Annotated in this window: 22 protein-coding genes; 8 read left to right on the top strand and 14 right to left on the bottom strand. The window is 59.5% G+C overall.

Features of this window, described 5'->3' with window-relative positions:
- Positions 1-76 precede the first annotated feature (76 nt).
- The 4 genes from LCU97_RS09035 to LCU97_RS09020 all read right to left on the bottom strand — a co-directional run bounded on the left by LCU97_RS09035 (position 77) and on the right by LCU97_RS09020 (position 5,750).
- Entirely contained in the window at positions 77-1,837 is a 1,761-nt protein-coding gene (locus tag LCU97_RS09035) for an isocyanide synthase family protein (protein WP_232776159.1), read from the bottom strand.
- A 27-nt stretch (positions 1,838-1,864) separates the two neighbouring features.
- Entirely contained in the window at positions 1,865-2,584 is a 720-nt protein-coding gene (locus LCU97_RS09030) for an HAD family hydrolase (protein ID WP_269802866.1), read from the bottom strand.
- Entirely contained in the window at positions 2,581-3,576 is a 996-nt protein-coding gene (locus tag LCU97_RS09025; RefSeq protein WP_053152950.1) for an isocyanide synthase family protein, read from the bottom strand. The genes LCU97_RS09030 and LCU97_RS09025 overlap by 4 nt, the downstream gene beginning before the upstream one ends.
- Before the next feature lie 272 nt (positions 3,577-3,848).
- The gene (locus tag LCU97_RS09020) at positions 3,849-5,750 is read right to left on the bottom strand and encodes a potassium transporter Kup (RefSeq protein WP_053152947.1); all 1,902 of its coding nucleotides are present in this window, start codon (positions 5,748-5,750) and stop codon (positions 3,849-3,851) included.
- Between the two features lie 272 nt (positions 5,751-6,022).
- Between LCU97_RS09020 and rimO the strand changes: the two genes are divergently transcribed.
- The 5 genes from rimO to tsaA all read left to right on the top strand — a co-directional run bounded on the left by rimO (position 6,023) and on the right by tsaA (position 9,965).
- Entirely contained in the window at positions 6,023-7,363 is a 1,341-nt protein-coding gene (rimO, locus tag LCU97_RS09015; RefSeq protein WP_232776157.1) for a 30S ribosomal protein S12 methylthiotransferase RimO, read from the top strand.
- 113 nt (positions 7,364-7,476) lie between these two features.
- Positions 7,477-7,950: a GNAT family N-acetyltransferase gene (locus tag LCU97_RS09010; RefSeq protein ID WP_232776156.1), complete on the top strand. Its 474-nt coding sequence runs from the start codon at positions 7,477-7,479 to the stop codon at positions 7,948-7,950.
- 75 nt (positions 7,951-8,025) lie between these two features.
- Positions 8,026-8,736 carry an rRNA pseudouridine synthase gene (locus tag LCU97_RS09005; RefSeq protein WP_232776155.1) on the top strand — a complete coding sequence of 237 codons (711 nt, stop codon included), beginning with the start codon at positions 8,026-8,028 and terminating at the stop codon, positions 8,734-8,736.
- A gap of 57 nt (positions 8,737-8,793) precedes the next feature.
- A complete protein-coding gene (locus LCU97_RS09000) occupies positions 8,794-9,255 on the top strand; it encodes a YehS family protein (RefSeq protein WP_053152934.1) in 462 nt (153 codons plus the stop codon).
- A gap of 11 nt (positions 9,256-9,266) precedes the next feature.
- Entirely contained in the window at positions 9,267-9,965 is a 699-nt protein-coding gene (tsaA, locus tag LCU97_RS08995; RefSeq protein WP_053152932.1) for a tRNA (N6-threonylcarbamoyladenosine(37)-N6)-methyltransferase TrmO, read from the top strand.
- 207 nt (positions 9,966-10,172) lie between these two features.
- Here tsaA and fpr read toward each other — a convergent pair whose 3' ends face one another.
- Positions 10,173-10,952, bottom strand: coding sequence for a ferredoxin-NADP reductase (gene fpr / locus LCU97_RS08990; protein WP_016966062.1), 780 nt, complete (start codon positions 10,950-10,952; stop codon positions 10,173-10,175).
- A gap of 122 nt (positions 10,953-11,074) precedes the next feature.
- Between fpr and LCU97_RS08985 the strand changes: the two genes are divergently transcribed.
- On the top strand, positions 11,075-12,001 hold the full coding sequence (locus tag LCU97_RS08985) for a LysR family transcriptional regulator (RefSeq protein WP_053152929.1): 927 nt from the start codon (positions 11,075-11,077) through the stop codon (positions 11,999-12,001).
- 4 nt (positions 12,002-12,005) lie between these two features.
- On the opposite strand, the gene LCU97_RS08980 is transcribed toward LCU97_RS08985, so the two are convergent.
- From LCU97_RS08980 to LCU97_RS08970, 3 genes are all read right to left on the bottom strand, one after another.
- Complete coding sequence (locus LCU97_RS08980) at positions 12,006-12,368, bottom strand: diacylglycerol kinase (RefSeq protein WP_053152926.1); 363 nt, start codon at positions 12,366-12,368, stop codon at positions 12,006-12,008.
- Between the two features lie 72 nt (positions 12,369-12,440).
- On the bottom strand, positions 12,441-13,094 hold the full coding sequence (erdR, locus tag LCU97_RS08975) for a response regulator transcription factor ErdR (protein WP_053152923.1): 654 nt from the start codon (positions 13,092-13,094) through the stop codon (positions 12,441-12,443).
- Between the two features lie 224 nt (positions 13,095-13,318).
- Entirely contained in the window at positions 13,319-14,065 is a 747-nt protein-coding gene (locus LCU97_RS08970) for a tRNA-uridine aminocarboxypropyltransferase (protein WP_232776232.1), read from the bottom strand.
- Between the two features lie 184 nt (positions 14,066-14,249).
- Here LCU97_RS08970 and LCU97_RS08965 point away from each other — a divergent pair, with 184 nt between their 5' ends.
- A complete protein-coding gene (locus LCU97_RS08965; protein WP_053152920.1) occupies positions 14,250-14,672 on the top strand; it encodes a quorum-sensing-regulated virulence factor family protein in 423 nt (140 codons plus the stop codon).
- Here the strand turns inward: LCU97_RS08965 and LCU97_RS08960 are convergent, their stop codons facing one another.
- On the bottom strand, positions 14,673-14,867 hold the full coding sequence (locus LCU97_RS08960) for a hypothetical protein (RefSeq protein WP_053152917.1): 195 nt from the start codon (positions 14,865-14,867) through the stop codon (positions 14,673-14,675).
- 449 nt (positions 14,868-15,316) lie between these two features.
- Between LCU97_RS08960 and LCU97_RS08955 the strand changes: the two genes are divergently transcribed.
- Positions 15,317-16,435 carry an LOG family protein gene (locus LCU97_RS08955; RefSeq protein ID WP_232776154.1) on the top strand — a complete coding sequence of 373 codons (1,119 nt, stop codon included), beginning with the start codon at positions 15,317-15,319 and terminating at the stop codon, positions 16,433-16,435.
- Between the two features lie 46 nt (positions 16,436-16,481).
- On the opposite strand, the gene recX is transcribed toward LCU97_RS08955, so the two are convergent.
- From recX to LCU97_RS08930, 5 genes are all read right to left on the bottom strand, one after another.
- Complete coding sequence (recX, locus tag LCU97_RS08950; protein ID WP_053152910.1) at positions 16,482-16,949, bottom strand: recombination regulator RecX; 468 nt, start codon at positions 16,947-16,949, stop codon at positions 16,482-16,484.
- Between the two features lie 8 nt (positions 16,950-16,957).
- Entirely contained in the window at positions 16,958-18,010 is a 1,053-nt protein-coding gene (gene recA / locus LCU97_RS08945; protein ID WP_053152907.1) for a recombinase RecA, read from the bottom strand.
- Positions 18,011-18,093: 83 nt separating this feature from the next.
- Positions 18,094-18,594 carry a CinA family protein gene (locus LCU97_RS08940; RefSeq protein ID WP_053152904.1) on the bottom strand — a complete coding sequence of 167 codons (501 nt, stop codon included), beginning with the start codon at positions 18,592-18,594 and terminating at the stop codon, positions 18,094-18,096.
- A 70-nt stretch (positions 18,595-18,664) separates the two neighbouring features.
- Positions 18,665-19,177 carry a lysis system i-spanin subunit Rz gene (locus LCU97_RS08935; RefSeq protein WP_232776153.1) on the bottom strand — a complete coding sequence of 171 codons (513 nt, stop codon included), beginning with the start codon at positions 19,175-19,177 and terminating at the stop codon, positions 18,665-18,667.
- A complete protein-coding gene (locus tag LCU97_RS08930) occupies positions 19,174-19,719 on the bottom strand; it encodes a glycoside hydrolase family 19 protein (RefSeq protein WP_232776152.1) in 546 nt (181 codons plus the stop codon). Before LCU97_RS08930 ends, LCU97_RS08935 begins: the two co-directional genes overlap by 4 nt.
- Positions 19,720-19,876 lie beyond the last annotated feature (157 nt).

Here is a 19,876-nt window from a genome sequence, read left to right as displayed (position 1 = left end):
TGCCTTACAGCCGCAGGGGCTTGTCGTTTTGTCGGTGCCGGCGCCTTCGCGACCAAGCGCCCACTGAGGGGTGGTCTTAGTAGACCTGAACCCGCCACAACTCCCGCGAAGCGGAACCCGCCGACATCGGCAGCCGCCCGTGCAGCGTTCGATAGTTGTCGATCAGTACCAGATCGCCCTCGCTCCATTGATGGGCAATCAGGCACTCCGGGTCGTAGACCAGGCTGTTGACCCGATCCAGCAACGCCTGTTGAGCCTCCTCGTCATGATCCTGCACAGACTGGCTGAGAGTCTGCAACGTCGAATCGGTGCCTTCCTGATAACGCAGGATGAGTTCGCCGCTGCGGGGATGATGATCCACAAGGCTGTACATGCGTGGCGAACCGCCGAAGTAGGTCATTTTGGTGTAGTAGGTGATGTTCACCGCCTGCCATTGCCGGGCGACCTGTTGCCCGACCTTGCGCAACACGTTCCGGCTGTCGACGATGGTGGTCTGGCCTTCGCCCGGCAGCGGCGCCGTCTTGCAATACAACATGAACTTACTGGCGCAGAATTTCGGGTTGCGCTGAACCTGGGCGTCGCTATCGGGCAGCATGTTCAAGTCCCAATGCAACGGTGTTTTCTCCAGCGAATGCACCACGCCTTGCGGTTTGTCCGCTGGCTTGACCACGTGTACAGCGCCGAAAGCCCATTCGTACAAGGTGCCAAAACGTTCGCAACTGCGGGCGAAACTGTCCTGGTCCTCGAAATGGCAACCCTTGAGGCAAACAAAGCCGAAGGTTTCCACCAATGCCTCCAATAACCCCGTGGACAGTCGTTCGAAACCCAGCCCCAACGGATCCCGCACCACCAGGCCGAAGAGCGGCAGCTTTTGCAGCTCGTACTCGAAGCCTTGTGCCTGGGGACCTTCTGTCTGGTGGTAAAGCCACGGCCGCCCCTGCCAGGTGACCAGCACATGCTGGTCCAGGTCGACCTGGGCCCGGGCGCGCAGGCTCTGGCTCCCGTCGAGGTTACATACAGGCACGGCGTGCCAGGGACTGTCGACGCGACTCAACCCTTCGGCCAGCCCGACGGTAAATTTGGGCCCGGTATTGCTGTACTGATGGACCGACAATCGGATGTCATCGGGGAAGAAGCGATCCACCGCAGCATTCAACGCCTGGCCACGCAGCATCATCTGATAGGCCTTGTAACTGATTTGCTGCAGGTACTCGTCCTCGCTCTGCCCTTCCTCGCGACACAGGCGCAGGTCGTTGTAGAGATGACTGCACAGATTGTCGTGGGTCCGACCGAGGGCTTCATCATGCCGGCTCTGTTCGATCAGGTCCCCCAGGTTTTTCCAGGGTAATCGGGCCTGCTTGACCAGGCTGGCGCGCACCGCCTCCGCACTTTGAGCCTGCGGGAACAGGTCTTCCATGCTGACCCACTCAATGGTGTGTGTCGTACACAGCTCACGCAGCGCCCGGTTATAGGCCGCACGAACGTCATCGCTCACCCCGACGATGTCATTGAACGTCGTGCCATCGCTGAGGATCGATACCACGCACCCAGGTTCATGCAGCGCGGCAATGGCCTGCCCCAGCTGATCGAGGCGTTCGATGGCCATGACCTCGCCATAGTCCGGCAGCACACCGAAGGTCTGGTCGATGGCATTGGGGGATTTGCAGGGAAAACCCGGCAGAATCAAGCGTACCGGACGGCGCTGATCGAAGCATTGCCCCAGCCGGAGTGCCAGACAGTCCCGGCCCTGTGTTTCGAAACGATCATCCGTACCCTTGAACAGGTAACCGGCCAGCAAATCGCTGACGGCCGTGATCCAGGCGTCTCTATGTTCCATGGAACAGCTTCCTTGAGAGTGGGTGTATCAACAGGTTTTGACGGTATCGCCATGCTCGGTGAACGCCTGCACGGCGCCACGGTGTTGCTTGAGGATGTGTAACAGCCCGGCCGGCTGTTCACAGTAGAAGTCGGGGGCCTGGGCCTGCCCGGCACACGTCGGACCATAGCCCCAGGCGACCATTGCCGAGGGCATGCCCGCGGCACGGGCAGTCTGCAGATCGATCTCCGTGTCTCCGACGAACAGACAGTGTCGGGGATCAACCGACAACCGTCGCGCGGCTTCCCATGCCACCACCGGCTGGGGTTTGAGCGAGCGGCCTGCACGGTGTCCCAGAATCGCGTTGAAAGCCGTGCGCGCGAGCAGCGACTCAGCGACACGGCAGGCCATGTCCTCGGCTTTGTTGGTCACGATCGCCAGTGGCAGTTGTAGCTCTCGACAGCCTTCGAGCATTGCCAATACACCACTGAAGGGCTTGGAAAACTGCACCAGATGATCCTGGTACAGACCCACATAACGCTGGTGCAGCATGCCCGCATCGGCGATACCAAACTGCGTCGCCACCGCCTCGATCATCGCAGTGGTACCACCGCCGATATAGCCCCGCACCGTTTCTGTTGTCAGCGATGGGCACCCGTGCGCCAGCAATACCTGGTTCAGGCACCAGGTGATGTCCGGCAAGGTGTCTACCAGGGTCCCGTCCAGATCGAAGAGCACGGCATCGATCCGCAACCGAGACGTTCTCATTGGGCACTGGCGTAGTGACAAGGACGCCCCTTGCGAAATACCAGCCGATGGAAGCGCTCGTCGACATTGCTGCGTTTTTCGAGGGTCACCACACCCCGTCGCTTGATTGCCACCGAATGCCAGGGCGTACGCCACAGGTCACTGGTCGGAACGAGGCGGATACCGATTTTCGTCGATACCGCCAGTTGCGGGTGAATCGACAGGCGCAGGCAATCCGGATAGCGCGCCTGCAATAATGCACTCCAGGCCTCACTGCGCTGGATCACTCGCTGAGAGGCCGGCTTGGCGATCTTCTTCACCGCGTTGAGGCTCATGCCGGCGAATTCATCAAGCCCCGAATAATCCTCGGACAGGAAACGATGGATACCGCAGTACATCAGCATCATGTGCGGATCGTCCTTGAAGCGCTGTTGCAACAGGATCAATGACTGACCGTGTTCGATCATCATTTCTTCGCGCATCGCGTCCAGGCAATCAAGTTGAGGGTAGGCATTCCTGAGATCGAAATGGGCAAAAGTGCCGCCGTAGTGCTGTTCGGCGTAATCCTGGATCGAGTCGGTATACGCCTTGACGTCCGCATCGGGGACACGCACCAGATCGGCAAACACATAACCATCCGAGCAGATGTGGATCAACGCACCGGGTGCATAAATCGCCTGGATCTGCGCGCACAGGCGATAGAGCTCATCGATGGCATGGTATTCAGCCAGGTCGGGCAAGTGGCTCAGGGTTTTCTTGCGGCTGGGGGATTTTCCGGGAAAGGCCGGCAAAACCATTTCAACTTTGCGACCGCTTTCGACTGCCCGCATGACTTTCGCAAGATGGGGCTCCAACACTTGCAAGGAAAGTTCGTCGCTTTCCCCGGGGGCGAGGCTACGACGGCGAAACAGGCATTCGAGAATCTGTTGGGCAATGTTCCGGGACGAGACAGGCTGATGCTCATGCACGCCCTGACCGCCCACCTGTTGAGCAACGGTGGTTGAACCCTGCATAGACAATCCTTGTTTGATAGTGACGGCAGCCAAATCCTTGGCCACCGGCAGATACTCCTTGATCTGCGGGCGGGTAAAAAATCCTACAGAAAGCAAACACTTGTCAAATTTTTCCGAAGCGCCACAGGACAGTGCTGTCACGGAATACCGGGACAGATGCCGCAAAAAAGCCCCCGCTGCCGCAAGGCAACAGGGGCTTTTGATTGACGCTCCCACGCTCGGCCAGGAACGTTCAGCGCCCCAAAGCGCTGAACACAAATCGTCGGTGGGCGCTACATCTCGACCTGCGTCCCCAATTCAATCACCCGGTTCAACGGCAGATTGAAGAACCGCAAATTGCCATTGGCATTCTTCAACATGAAAGCGAACAGCAATTCACGCCAGCGGGCCATGCCTTCGAGCTTGGAGGCGATGACCGTCTCGCGACTGAGGAAATAAGTGGTGCGCATCGGGCTGAAGTCCAGGTCATCCAGATGGCAGAGCTTGAGCGCCTCGGGCACGTCCGGCTCGTCGGTGAAGCCGAAATGTAAAATGACCCGGAAGAAGCCTTCGCCGTAGGAATCGACCTCGAAGCGCCGTTGTGGCGGTACACGAGGGATGTCTTCGTACACCACCGTCAACAACACCACTTGCTCATGCAACACCTGGTTGTGCAGCAAGTTGTGCAACAGCGCGTGGGGCACGGCATCGGAGCGTGCAGTCAGGAACACAGCGGTGCCCTGGACCCGGTGAGGTGGTTGTACACGGATGCTGCTGATGAAGATCGGCAACGGCAGCGCACCCTCGTCGAGGCGCTCCACCAGCAACTGCTTGCCGCGCTTCCAGGTGGTCATCAGCACGAACAAGGCAATACCGGCAATGACCGGGAAGGCCCCGCCCTGGATGATCTTCGGCACGTTGGCGGCGAAGTACAGGCCATCCACCAGCAGGAAACCGAGCAATACCGGCACCGCCAGCACAGGCGGCCATTTCCATAGCAACAGGATCACGGCCGAGACCAGAATGGTGGTCATCAGCATGGTGCCGGTCACCGCCACGCCGTAGGCCGAGGCCAGCGCGCCGGACGATTCGAATCCCAGCACCAGCAGCACCACACCCACCATCAACGACCAGTTCACCGCACCGATGTAGATCTGGCCCTGTTCGGCGCTGGATGTGTGCTGGATATACATGCGCGGGATATAGCCCAGTTGGATTGCCTGGCGGGTCAGGGAGAACGCGCCGGAAATCACCGCTTGCGAAGCGATCACCGTGGCCAGGGTCGACAGCCCCACCAGCGGCAGCAACGCCCAGCTGGGCGCCAGCAGATAGAACGGGTTGCGCGCCGCCTCGGGATCCCCCAGCAACAACGCGCCCTGGCCGAAATAGTTGAGCATCAACCCCGGCAACACCAGGAGAAACCAGGCGCGGGCAATCGGTTTGCGGCCGAAATGGCCCATATCGGCGTAGAGCGCTTCGGCACCGGTCAGCGCCAGTACCACGGCGCCGAGGATCGCCACCCCCATGCCTGGATGGACCACAAAGAAACGCACTGCCCAGGCCGGGTTCACCGCCAACAGCACTTCCGGTTGCTGACTGATGCCGTAGACGCCCAGCGCACCGAGCACCACGAACCAGGTGACCATGATCGGGCCGAACAGGATGCCGATCCGCGCGGTGCCATGGCGTTGGATCAGAAACAGCGCGATCAAAACCACCAGCGACAGCGGCACGACCCAATGGTCGATGCCCTCGAACGCCAGCCCGAGGCCTTCGATGGCCGAGAGCACGGAAATCGCCGGGGTGATCATGCTGTCGCCGTAGAACAGCGCGGCGCCGATCAGACCGCAGACCACCAGCAACGTGCGCAGCCGGGCCCGGCTTCCCGCCGCCCGCCGTGCCAGGGCGGTGAGCGCCATGATGCCGCCCTCGCCCTGGTTGTCGGCACGCAGGACGAACATCATGTACTTGATCGACACGACCCAGATCAGCGACCAGAAAATCAGCGACAGGATCCCCAGCACCCCGTCATGGTTGACGGGTACGCCATAGGCACCGGAAAACACTTCCTTGAGGGTGTACAACGGGCTCGTGCCAATGTCGCCATAAACCACTCCGACCGCCGCGACCAGCATGCTAAGCGGGTTTGCGGCCGAATGCCCGGCCTCCACCGCCTGACTACTTGCCTGCCCCATCCAATACTCCTGATTCCCAAAACCCGTCTTCTTATACGCAACATGTTTTGTCACGCCCATGCGTCGCTTTACATCTAGTTACAGGTATTCAGTTGACTGTAAAAAGCAACAAAGCGCAAAGGCGCGAAGCATAGCGCAGCACTCGTCGTTTTTCCCCGCATAAAGCTGGTCAAGTGACGCATCCATCGCTAGAATTGCGCACTTTTTGATCAGAGGCGCGTCAGGCGCCCTGTCTCCGCATCAGAGACGATCCCCCTACACCGAGGTTAGACATGTCCACCACTACCGCGCCAGCCAATCCCAAGGTCGGCTTCGTTTCCCTGGGTTGCCCGAAGGCCCTGGTCGACTCCGAGCGCATCCTGACCCAGCTGCGCATGGAAGGTTATGACGTCGTATCCACGTACCAGGACGCCGACGTGGTAGTGGTCAACACCTGTGGCTTCATCGACTCGGCCAAGGCCGAGTCCCTGGAAGTGATCGGTGAAGCCATCAAGGAAAACGGCAAGGTCATCGTCACCGGCTGCATGGGCGTGGAAGAAGGCAACATCCGTGACGTGCACCCGAGCGTGCTGGCCGTGACCGGCCCGCAGCAGTACGAACAGGTTGTCAGCGCGGTACACGAAGTGGTGCCGCCGAAGCAGGACCACAACCCGCTGATCGACCTGGTACCACCACAAGGCATCAAGCTGACCCCACGTCACTACGCCTACCTGAAGATTTCCGAAGGCTGCAACCACAGCTGCAGCTTCTGCATCATCCCGTCGATGCGCGGCAAACTGGTCAGCCGCCCGGTGGGCGATGTACTCGACGAGGCACAACGCCTGGTCAAATCCGGCGTCAAGGAACTGCTGGTTATCTCCCAAGACACCAGCGCCTACGGCGTCGATGTGAAATACCGAACCGGTTTCTGGAACGGTGCTCCGGTGAAAACCCGCATGACCGAACTGTGCGAAGCCCTCAGCACCCTCGGCGTCTGGGTTCGTCTGCACTATGTCTATCCGTACCCGCATGTCGACGAGCTGATCCCGCTGATGGCCGCCGGCAAGATCCTGCCGTACCTGGACATCCCGTTCCAGCACGCCAGCCCGAAGGTCCTCAAGGCCATGAAACGCCCGGCGTTCGAAGACAAAACCCTGGCCCGTATCAAGAACTGGCGCGAAATCTGCCCGGACCTGATCATCCGCTCCACCTTCATCGTCGGCTTCCCCGGCGAAACCGAAGAAGACTTCCAGTACCTGTTGGACTGGCTGACCGAAGCCCAGCTCGACCGCGTCGGATGCTTCCAGTACTCCCCGGTCGAAGGCGCACCGGCCAACGACCTGAACCTGGACGTGGTACCGGACGACGTCAAGCAGGACCGTTGGGAGCGCTTCATGGCGCACCAACAGGCCATCAGCTCGGCGCGCCTGCAAATGCGCATCGGCCGTGAAATCGAAGTGCTGGTGGACGAAGTGGACGAACAAGGCGCCGTGGGCCGCTGCTTCTTCGACGCTCCGGAAATCGACGGCAACGTGTTCATCGACAACGGCAGTCACCTCAAGCCGGGCGACAAGGTCTGGTGCAAGGTAACCGATGCCGATGAGTACGATCTGTGGGCTGAACAGATCAACTAACCTGTCGCCTCCACAGTAAATTCTGAAAGCCCTGCTCTTGCGACAAGATGCGGGGCTTTTTTACGGCTATCGTAAGGAGACCACGGGATACTCAGCACAAGGAACAGGCGGGCATGCGCCAGCATTCGGTCATTCACACCCCAAAACCCAGCGATTACCAGGAGCTGACCCAAGTATGGGAGGCTTCGGTGCGAGCCACCCATGATTTTCTGCCGGACAGCTACATCGAACTGCTGAAAAACCTGGTGCTGACCCGTTACCTGGACGCGGTGATGCTGATCTGCACCCGGGACGCTCGACTGCGCATCACCGGGTTCGCCGGTGTGGCGGCCGGCAAGATCGAGATGCTGTTCATCGACCCGCAACATCGGGGCCAGGGACTGGGCAAGCAGTTGTTGCATTACGCCATGGAACACATGAACGCCGATCAGCTGGATGTCAACGAACAGAACCCACAGGCCCTGGGCTTTTACCTCAAGCAAGGGTTCGAAGTGGTCGGCCGTTCGGCACGAGACGGCATGAACCAGCCGTACCCGCTGCTGCACATGCGCTACCGTCAGCCCGAGCTGAAGGTCCAGAGCGGCTGAACGAGGCAAATCGACGCGCGATTAACCGGCGCCAGACAGGTACAATGACTGCCCTCTTTTCGTTACGGCCCTGTCATGACTGACCCGATTCGCCTCTCCAAACGCCTTATCGAACTGGTCGGCTGCTCCCGGCGGGAGGCCGAGCTGTTCATCGAGGGCGGCTGGGTCACCGTGGACGGCGAAGTGGTCGACGAACCGCAGTTCAAGGTCACCACGCAAAAAGTCGAGCTTGATCCGCAAGCCAAGGCCACCGCGCCGGAACCGGTCACCCTGCTGTTGAACGTTCCGGCGGGCATGGACGTGGACATCGCCATGGCCGGCCTGGGCCCGCAGTCCCTGAGCGAAGAACATCGCTTCGGCAAACGTCCGCTCAAGGGTCATTTCCTGCGCCTGACCGCCAGCGCCGACCTGCAGGCCAACGCCAGCGGTCTGCTGGTGTTCACCCAGGACTGGAAAATCCTCCGCAAACTCACCGCCGACGCGTCCAGAATCGAGCAGGAATATGTGGTGGAAGTCGAAGGCGAGATGGTCGCCCATGGCCTCAATCGCCTGAACCATGGCCTGACCTACAAGGGCAAGGAGTTGCCTGCGGTCAAGGCCAGCTGGCAGAACGAGAACCGCCTGCGCTTCGCCATGAAGAATCCGCAGCCGGGGATCATCGCGCTGCTTTGCCAGGCGGTCGGCCTCAAGGCGACGGCCATCCGCCGCATCCGCATCGGCGGCGTGTCCATCGGCAAGGTGCCGCTGGGTCAGTGGCGCTACCTGTCGGCCAAAGAGAAATTCTAATTTTCCGATGCCCCGCCGAGCCGGGGCGTCCACTGCAGATCGATCAGGATTGCATACATGATTCACAACGACGTACTGCGCAGCGTGCGCTACATGCTCGACATCAGCGACAAGAAGGTCATCGAGATCATCAAGCTCGGCGGCCTGGAGGTGTCCCTCGCGGACCTGGCAGGCTATCTGAAGAAAGATGATGAAGAAGGCTTTGTGTTCTGCCCCGATGAAGTCATGGCGCACTTTCTCGATGGCCTGGTGATCTTCAAGCGAGGCAAGGATGAGAGCCGGCCGCCATTGCCCATCGAAGTACCGGTGACCAACAACATCATCCTCAAGAAGCTGCGGGTGGCCTTCGAATTGAAGGAGGATGACATGCACGCGATCCTCAAGTCGGCGGATTTTCCGGTGTCCAAGCCGGAACTCAGCGCACTGTTCCGCAAATTCGGCCACACCAACTATCGTCCGTGCGGCGACCAGTTGCTGCGCAACTTCCTCAAGGGGCTGACGCTGCGCGTTCGCGGCTGACGTCACGACACATGACCTACACCGTCTCCCCCATCGGCTTCGTACGCTCCTGTTTCAAGGAGAAGTTCGCCATCCCCCGGCAACCGCAACTGGCCCCGGCCGCGCGGGGCGTGCTGGAGCTGGTGACGCCGTTCGATCAGGGCGACGCGGTGCAGGGCCTGGAGCAGGTCAGCCATGTCTGGTTGCTGTTCCTGTTCCACCAGGCCCTGGAAGACAAACCGCGGCTGAAGGTTCGCCCGCCGCGCCTGGGCGGAAACAAGTCCATGGGCGTATTCGCGACCCGTGCCACTCACCGTCCCAATGGCATCGGACAGTCCGTGGTCAAGTTGGATCGGGTCGAAGCCGGTCGGCTGTGGATCTCGGGAATTGATCTGCTGGACGGCACCCCGGTCCTGGATATCAAGCCCTACGTGCCCTATGCCGACATTGTCGGCTCGGCGACCAACACCATCGCCCAGGCCGCGCCCGGGTTGATCCCGGTGCAATGGGCGGATACGGCGTTGCTCCAGGCCCGAAGCCATGCCAATCGCCTGGAAGAACCCTTGGTAGAACTGATCGAACAATGCCTGGCCCAGGATCCGCGTCCGGCGTACCAGATACCTACGGCCGAACGGGAATACGGAGCGCAGTTCTGGGACCTGGATGTGCGCTGGCATTACCCGCAGCCAGGGTTGATCCGGGTGCTTGAAGTCATTCTCGCGAAGAGATAACCGCCGGAAACGAAAAAGCCCGCGCTGCCTTCATCAGGTAGCGCGGGCTTTTTCGTGGGCTGTCAGTCAGACCGAGTCGTCATCATCGCGAGCAGGCTCGCTCCCGCAAGGTCCGGGGTGACCGCAGCCCTTGTATACACTACAAATCCAATGTGGGAGCGAGCCCTGCTCGCGATAGCGGCCTGTCAGACGCCGTAAATCTTCAGCTTATTTCTCTACAAACGCCCGCTCGATCAGGTAATCACCCGGCTCACGCATACGTGGCGAAACGGTCAGGCCGAAGCTGTTGAGCACTTCGCTGGTTTCTTCCAGCATGCTCGGGCTGCCGCACAGCATGGCGCGGTCGTCCTGCGGGTTGATCGGTGGCAGGCCGATGTCGCGGAAGAGCTTGCCGCTGCGCATCAGGTCGGTCAGGCGGCCTTCGTTTTCGAACGGCTCGCGGGTCACGGTCGGGTAGTAGATCAGCTTTTCACGCAGGGCTTCACCGAAGAACTCGTTCTGCGGCAAATGCTCGGTGATGAATTCGCGGTAAGCGACTTCGTTGACGTAGCGTACGCCGTGGCACAGGATCACTTTTTCGAAACGCTCGTAGGTTTCCGGGTCCTGGATGACGCTCATGAACGGCGCCAGGCCGGTACCGGTGCTGAGCAGGTACAGGTGCTTGCCCGGCTTGAGATCGTCCAGCACCAGGGTGCCGGTGGGTTTCTTGCTGATGATGATCTCGTCGCCTTCCTTCAAGTGCTGCAGTTGGGAAGTCAGCGGACCGTCGGGTACTTTGATGCTGAAGAACTCGAGATGCTCTTCCCAGTTCGGGCTGGCAATCGAGTAAGCGCGCATAAGCGGGCGGCCGTTGGGCTGCTGCAGGCCGATCATCACGAACTGACCGTTCTCGAAGCGCAGGCCCGGATCGCGGGTGCACTTGAAGCTGAACAGAGTGTCGTTCCAGTGATGAACACTGAGGACACGCTCGTGGTTCATGTTGCTCATGTACGGGGGACTCCTGGAAATGATGCCTGCGCCGGGAAGGAGCGCAATTGCATCGCATTCTAATAGCGGCGACAATATCTGTTAAATGGATTATTAAGATAAGGGTTATCGGTTATATCGATATGCGATTTACTCTACGTCAACTTCAGGTTTTCGTCGCCGTTGCCCAGCAGGAAAGCGTTTCCCGTGCTGCGGACCTGCTCAATCTGTCGCAATCGGCGGCCAGCACTTCCATCACCGAACTGGAGCGTCAATCCAGTTGCCAGTTATTCGACCGAGCCGGTAAACGCCTGAGCCTCAACGCCTTGGGCAAACAGTTGCTGCCCCAAGCGGTGGCGCTGCTGGACCAGGCCAAGGAGATCGAGGACCTGCTCAACGGCAAGTCAGGCTTCGGCTCACTGGCGGTCGGCGCCACCCTGACCATCGGCAATTACCTGGCGACCCTGTTGATCGGCGGTTTCATGCAGCGCCATCCGGAAAGCCAGGTGAAGCTGCATGTACAGAACACTGCCAATATCGTGCATCAGGTTGCGCACTATGAAATTGATCTGGGTCTAATCGAAGGCGATTGCAGCCACCCGGATATCGAAGTGCAGAGTTGGGTGGAAGACGAACTGGTGGTGTTCTGCGCGCCGCAACATCCACTGGCCAAACGCGGCCAGGCAACCATGGACGAATTGACTCATGAAGCCTGGATTCTGCGCGAACAGGGCTCCGGCACCCGACTCACCTTCGACCAGGCCATGCGTCATCATCGCAGCGCGCTGAACATTCGCCTGGAGCTGGAACACACTGAAGCCATCAAGCGCGCGGTGGAATCCGGCCTGGGCATTGGCTGCATCTCACGTCTGGCCCTGCGCGATGCCTTCCGGCGCGGCAGCCTTGTGCCAGTGGAGACGCCGGATATGGACCTGGCGCGACAGTTCTATTTCATCTGGCACAAGCAGAAATACCAGACCTCGGCCATGCGCGAATTTCTCGAGCTGTGCCGGGCCTTTACGGCCGGGGCACAGCGTAGCGACGAAATCGTGCTGCCGGCCATTGCCTGAGCATTTAAAGCAGCACCAGGCCCCACACCAACGCAATCATCGTCAGGGCGACAAGCTGGGCAGCACTGCCCATGTCCTTGGCGTTCTTGGACAGTGGGTGCAATTCCAGGGAAATGCGGTCGATGGCCGCTTCCACCGCTGAATTGAGCAATTCCACGATCAAGGCCAACAGACAGACCGCAATCAACAGCGCCTGCTCGACACGGCTGACGTTCAGAAAGAACGACAGGGGAATCAGGACAACATTGAGCAGAACCAATTGACGGAACGCCGCTTCGCCGACGAAAGCCGCGCGCAGACCGTCCAGGGAATAGCCGGAGGCGTTAAGGATGCGTTTCAGGCCGGTTTGGCCTTTGAAAGGTGACATAGAGTAGGCAACTGATTGAAAGAAGGTGGAAAAGCTAATCCAGGCCTGGTCAAAAAAGCGTGAATGGACACGCTATGGCTGCGGCGAAATTGACTCAAGTTGTTGCAACAACAAAGCCGCCTGGGTTCGGGTGCGCACATTCAGTTTACGGAAGATCGCCGTCACATGGGCCTTGATAGTGGCCTCGGACACATTCAATTCATAAGCGATCTGCTTGTTCAATAGCCCTTCGCAGACCATGGTCAGCACGCGAAACTGCTGCGGCGTAAGGCTGGCCAGGCCTTCACTGGCGGCCTTGGCTTCCTCGGACACACTCACCGCCTCGAACGCCTGGGGCGGCCAGGCGGCGTCGCCATCCAGCACCGCCTTCACAGCCTTCTGAATCGCTTCAAGTGAACTGGACTTGGGGATAAATCCGCTGGCGCCGAACTCCCGGGCCTTGACCATCACCGAGGCCTCTTCCTGGGCCGAAACCATCACGACAGGAATCTGTGGGTATTGACCGCGCAACAGTACCAGACCGGAAAAGCCATAGGCGCCGGGCATGTTCAGGTCCAGCAGCACCAGATCCCAGTCGGCCTTTTCGGTCAACCGGCTCTCCAGCTCCGCGATACTGGCCACCTCCGTCAGCCGGACATCCGGGCCCAGGCCCAGGGTCACCGCCTGATGCAACGCGCTACGAAAGAGCGGATGGTCATCGGCAATCAGGATTTCGTATGTGGCCATTGTTCAAATGATCCTGTTTTTTATGGCAGACCCGATGCAATCGCGCCCTGCCAGAGCCACTCAAGACACCGTCATACGGCGGGGTCCAAAGGGAGCACGTTCTACGCCAAGGCGTCGCCATCACAGCGTTTCTTACCCTCGGCCGTGCCCCGGTCGGCGCCAAGCATGCCCAGCGAAACCGGGGTGGTCAAGCAGCATGGCCACCCTGCCTTCAGTATGGGCCACTATTGGGCCAATACTGGTTGGGCCATACGGATAAAGGGCATCAGCTCAGCGTGAGCCGGGGTCAATACATTCACTTCCTGCTGCCCTTTGGCACCCAGGTAGTGCTGGCTGAACACATCGAAATAGGCGTCCAGGGCCGAGGCGGCGTCACGGTCCCCCGCGAGCTCCAGGCACAGCGCCGCCACTTCGGCCGTACACAGATGCTCGCTGCGGGTGGAACGGCGCAAGCGATAGCGCGACAGCTTGTCAGGCAGCAGGCTCAGGATTGGCAAACGGTCGAAATAGGGACTTTTTCGGAAAATCTTCCGCGCCTCCGTCCAGGTCGCATCCAAAAGAATGAACAGCGGACGCCTGGAATGATCGATCTCGACCGTGTGGGTGACCCTCGACGGCTCGACGTACTCACCGGGAAACACCAGGTAGGGTTGCCACTGGGGATCGTTGAGCAAGGCCAGCAACTGCGGGTCGGCTTCGGTGCGCGACCAGATGAACGCATGATTGTCGCGAACAACGTCGGCTATCAGCCAACCGGTATTGCTCGGTTTGAACACTTCCTTGTTGGTCATGATCAGACAAACCCCGGAGCGGGATTCGACATTTGGGCGCCAGGCGCAAAGGCAATGGCTTTCGATCACCCGGCAAGCGCTGCAACGGGGAGCGCGCCAGCCCCGGGCCTGGAGCGGCTTGATGCCCTCGTCGATGCGCTGGTCGCGCAGGCGGGCTACGGCGTTGGGGGCATGATTCATCATGGGAAACGCCGACAGGCAGGAAAACTCGACACGAACGACACTCGGCAGGGCAATGAAGGCCGGCAGTTTACCAGAGCGCGCAAGCCTGTACCGTCCACCCGTGCTCCCCTATAATCCGCCGCCACTGAACGCACAGTCACGTGACCGGTCGAACCACCTGTCACTGAACCAGGAGAGTTTCATGCTGCGCCTTATCGTCCCCACCGTTGCCGTTCTGCTGGCGACGTCCTTCAGCGCTCAGGCTGCCTCGCTGAAAGAACTCGAACTGAACAAGATGCTGCAGAACGTGGCCAGGGAAAGCAGCGTCGGCACGCCACGGGCCATCAATGAAGACATTCTCGACCAGGGCTATACGGTCGAAGGCACTGAATTGATCAACCATCTCAGTGTGCAAAGCAGCCATGCCCAACAAATGCGCGCCGATCCCAAGGCCGTGTATTTCCAGCTGGGCGCCAAGGTATGCACCAACCCTGGCTTCCGCAAGCTGATGGCCCAGGGCGCGACCATGCGTTACGAGTTCACGGAAGTTAAAACCAACCGCCCGGTCGCGACCGAACGCTTCCAGGAATCGGATTGCCCGAAACCGGCCAAGACCAAGAAGTAATCACCCCGTGCGTGCGCGCCGTTGCTCATCGTCGGCGCGCAGTTCCGCCACCAGCGCCTGCAGATAACGCGAGCGCCACGTCCGGCCCTCCAGCCGGCGGCAACATTCTTCCTCAAGACTGACTTGATTGGCCTGGGCCGCTTCCAACAGCGCCAGATACAACTGCCTGTCGAGTTCCAGAGTCACCCTGGTCATCTTCTCCCGCCTCCATGCCCGATCCGCTTCAATCCATCGAGAGGCCCGGCCATGGGCATCGAATAGCATTGGCGCGCCTGTTATCAGTAAATCAGAGCGGCACGCACCCGGCGTTCAATCAGACGAGCGGCATGGTATTTCCAGTGTATGCATCCGGCGGTTGCCAACGGTCACTTTTGGGCGCCATGATCTGGACGTGAAGGTCAACTAGATTAATGAGTATCGCTTTGCTTTGGGCAGAACGAGGCTGCCCCAGAACCTTGCCGTGAGATTGTTTTTTAATCCAAGGGAAAAACAGAACCCGATGGATGGCTCGATCGCTTTGCAGCAGACCGCATCGAGCCAAATCGAACGCTCGGGCACCGCCTGGACGACAACGACACACGAAGTGTCGTGGCCCTGACGAATCTCTCGTCCGGGCCGGGGTTCTGTAAGAAGGAGAAGCTTGAATGCCTTACAAACCGAATGACCTGCTCAGTCGTCATTTTGAGAACCATGGCCACGACCTTACCCGCAAGGTCGAAGAGCAACTCAACCTGGTATCACCCGACAGTCCCAACCTTCCCATCTACCGCGACATGATCCTGACCGTGCTGCGCATGGCCCAGGAAGACCACAACCGCTGGAATGCCAAGATCACCCTGCAGGCGCTGCGGGAGCTGGAACATGCATTCCGTACACTCGAACAATTCAAGGGCCGCCGCAAGGTGACTGTCTTCGGCTCGGCCCGAACGCCCATCGAACACCCCCTGTACGGCCTGGCCCGGGAGCTGGGTGCAGCGCTGGCCCGCTCGGACATGATGGTCATCACCGGTGCCGGCGGAGGCATCATGGCCGCGGCGCACGAAGGTGCGGGTCGGGAACACAGCTTGGGATTCAACATCACCCTGCCCTTCGAACAGCATGCCAACCCGACCGTCGAAGGCACACCGAACCTGCTGCCGTTCCATTTTTTCTTCACCCGCAAACTGTTTTTCGTCAAGGAGGCCGACGCTCTGGTGCTCTGCCCCGGCGGTTTCGGCACCCTCGACGAAGCGCTGGAAGTCCTGACGCTGGTGCAGACGGGCAAGAGCCCGCTGGTGCCGGTGGTCTTGCTGGACGTTCCAGGGGGTAAATTCTGGCAAGGCGCCCTGGACTTCATTCGCGAACAATTGGAGGAAAACCGCTACATCCTGCCCACCGACATGAAACTGATGCGACTGGTATTCAGCGCCGAAGACGCCGTGGAAGAAATCAACCAGTTCTACCGCAACTTCCACTCCAGTCGCTGGCTCAAGCATCAATTCATTATCCGCATGAACCACAAGCTCAACGAGCAAGCCATGGAGCAGATGCAGGTGGAATTTGCCGACCTGTGTCTGAACGATCGTTTTCACCAACTGACCTACAACGGCGAAGAATCCGACGAGGCGCGGTTCAGTCATTTGACGCGATTGGCATTCAACTTCAACGCCCGAGACCATGGCCGCTTAAGAGCGCTGGTGGATTACATCAACCTGCCGGAGAACTGGGCCCAGCCCTACCCCAGAGCCCGCCTCCATACCTGGGAGACGATCAAGGTCACCTGAGCCCATAAAAAAACGGCCCGCTATCGAAATAGCGGGCCGTTTTTTATCAATCGTCCAGGCCGCGACCGCTGAACAAGCGGTTGATCATCTCCATGGAGTAACCTCTGTACGCCAGGAAACGCCCTTGCTTGGCCCGTTCTCGTGCATCAATGGGAAGATGCCCCGAGAACTTGCGACGCCAGGTATCCGTTAACTGATCCTGCCAATCGATGCCACTTTCGCGCAAGGCTTGTTCGATGTCCGAGCGCTGCAAACCACGCTGCCCCAGCTCCTCGCGAATTCGTAACGGACCGTAGCCCGAACGGGCGCGGTACGCGACAAAACTTTCGAGATAACGGGTTTCCGAGAGCAGGCCCTCTTCCGTCAAGCGATCCAAGGCTGTTTCGATCAACTCATCGGGAGCGCCTCGCTGACGCAGTTTACGCGTCAGCTCGACTCGACCGTGCTCGCGCCTGGCGAGCAGGTCCATCGCAGTTCGCCGCACCGCGACGAGGGTATCGAGTACGGCGGTCATCGGATCGATCAGATATCAGCGTCAGCCAGGTCGTCAGCGGTCTCACGGCTGGACAGCGCCTTGACGTCCGCCACGGGGCTCAGCAGCTTGTCGCGCAGTTGCTTCTCGAGGGCTGCCGCCACTTCCGGGTTATCCGCCAGGAACTTGGCCGAGTTGGCTTTGCCCTGACCGATCTTGGTGCCGTTGTAGGCATACCAGGCGCCGGATTTTTCGACGAAACCGTGCAGCACGCCCAGGTCGATCATCTCACCATTGAGGTAGATGCCCTTGCCGTAAAGAATCTGGAACTCGGCCTGACGGAATGGCGAAGCGACCTTGTTCTTCACGACCTTGACGCGGGTCTCGCTACCCACCACCTCATCACCTTCCTTCACCGCGCCGGTACGGCGGATGTCCAGGCGGACCGAGGCGTAGAATTTCAGCGCGTTACCACCGGTAGTGGTTTCCGGGCTGCCGAACATCACGCCGATCTTCATGCGGATCTGGTTGATGAAGATCACCAGGCAGTTGGCATTCTTGATGTTACCGGTGATCTTGCGCAGGGCCTGGGACATCAGGCGAGCCTGGAGGCCCACGTGCATGTCGCCCATTTCACCTTCGATTTCAGCTTTTGGCACCAGTGCCGCCACGGAGTCGACGATGATCACGTCGACCGCGTTGGAGCGCACCAGCATGTCAGTGATTTCCAGGGCCTGCTCACCGGTGTCCGGCTGAGAGACCAGCAGGTCATCGACATTGACGCCCAGCTTGCCGGCGTATTCCGGGTCCAGGGCATGTTCGGCGTCGACGAAGGCGCAGGTCGCACCGGCTTTCTGGGCCTGGGCAATCACGGACAGGGTCAGTGTGGTTTTACCGGAGGATTCAGGACCGTAGATCTCGACGATACGACCTTTCGGCAAGCCGCCGATGCCCAGCGCAATGTCCAGACCCAGGGAACCGGTGGAGATGGAAGGAATAGCCTGACGGTCCTGATCGCCCATACGCATTACGGCACCCTTGCCGAATTGACGTTCGATCTGACCCAAGGCCGCAGCCAAGGCTTTCTTCTTGTTGTCGTCCATTAAAGTCCTCACGTAATCAATAAGGCCTGACGGCCAACACCTGTATAAGTAGCCAGTATTATTCCACAGCGATTCGGGATCGCCTACCCCTGATTTGAGATTTCTACGGCGGCATGTTGCAACAACCCCTCTAGCGCGGCCTTCACCGTTTGTCGGCGGACCTCGTCGCGGTTGCCCGGAAAGAATCGCTGCTCGCTGAAGACCGCGTCGCCGACGCCCCACGCGAGCCACACAGTGCCCACCGGCTTGTTCGGCGAACCGCCGTCCGGCCCGGCCACACCACTGACCGCCACGGCAAACCGCGCCAGGCTCTTATGCCGGGCACCCTCTACCATGGCCTCGACCACCTCGCGACTGACCGCCCCCACCGTCCCGAACAGATCGGCCGGTACGTTCAACTGCTGCGTCTTCTGACGATTGGAGTACGTGACGTAACCCGCCTCGAACCAGGCCGAACTCCCCGGAATACGAGTGATCGCTTCGGCAATCCCGCCCCCGGTGCAGGATTCGGCCGTTGTGACATGGGCATTGAGCAACTGCAAGCGCCTGCCCAGCTCAGCGGCCAGTTCGGTAATCTCGTCCATGGTGCTCTCCTGATTCGACGCAATGGGGCCTACCGTACACGAGCGTTCGAACGTTGCAAGGTTCGCCGGATTACTGACCCAATGCCCTGACGTAAGCCTGGCAAGCCTGCAGCGCGATCAATCCGCGGTCGCCTTCGTCGGTGATGGCGATAATTCGTTGAGCATGCGCCGGGTCAAGTCGGGCGCGTGGGGCGCCATGATCCACGCCGCCGGGGTCGGTGGCGGCAGGCACCGCGCAACCGGCGGTATCATCGGCGTCGAGGAGGACTGACAGCCGCACATCGGCAGTAGCAAGGCGATCGCGCAAACGATCCTGGTCACGTTGGGCATCGCTAAGGGCTCGGTAGTGGGTTTGTTCGCTGGTGGAGAGTCGTTGCTCCAGGGCGAGGCGTTTTTCCTCCTCGGCCTTTTGTTGCGCCGTGGCAACCACTGTCAGCTGACTCAAAGTTTCAGCCTGCAACCTTGCTTGCTCCGCCAATACTTTGCCGTAGCGCCAGTCCTGGATTTTCCATGCTGTACCGGCGACCAACAGCAAAATCACTAGCGCGGTCGTTGGAGCGAACTTCAGCAGGATAGAATTCATTTCAGTACCTTTAGCGCTCGCGCATATAGAGCCCGCCGATCTGCCGCACCGTTCAAGCCACCATTGATCCGGCGCGTGATGCTGTCGAAGTCTCCGATATCAGCAAGGGCGTTCAGCCCACGACTCATCCAGTACCAGGCCGCCGAATGAGCAGCCCATAGTGGTCGCTCCAAGAGTTCGGGCTCGTTTACCAAGTCCAGGCCAAGCCCCTTACCGCACGCCTCGTAATTGGCCCGACCAGTAATCTGAATCAATCCCCGCCCTCGGTATTGTTGACCATCTCCATCTTCTGCCGGCGAGTTACCCAAACGTAACGCCAACTCGCCGGTATCGTATTTCGATAGATAAGTATGGTCACCCAGCTCACGCACGTAATGCAGCTGCCCGGACTCGTGACCGATTTGAGCGATGAACGCCGCAACGCGCTTTGGGCCGATGATCTGATAGCGTTCCATGGCCGAATTTAACGTCGGTGTATAAATATCGGCATTGGCACCGGCATCCGGAAGGATCAGCAGGAGTTGTGCCTGCGTAATTGGCATGATGCTCTCCTTAATAAATCATTTTAAAACTAGAAATCAGGCTATCCATAAAGCGTTGAGCTATATCTCGCGAACAGAATATTCATGAGACCATTAACATACCTAAAACCCGAAAGTTTAAGCCACACTGCTTCCACCCCATAAAAAAACACCCAAC

The organism is Pseudomonas uvaldensis (assembly GCF_021271205.1).
In the GTDB taxonomy this organism is placed as follows: domain Bacteria; phylum Pseudomonadota; class Gammaproteobacteria; order Pseudomonadales; family Pseudomonadaceae; genus Aquipseudomonas; species Aquipseudomonas uvaldensis.
This window is presented reverse-complemented; position numbering and strand designations above follow the sequence as displayed.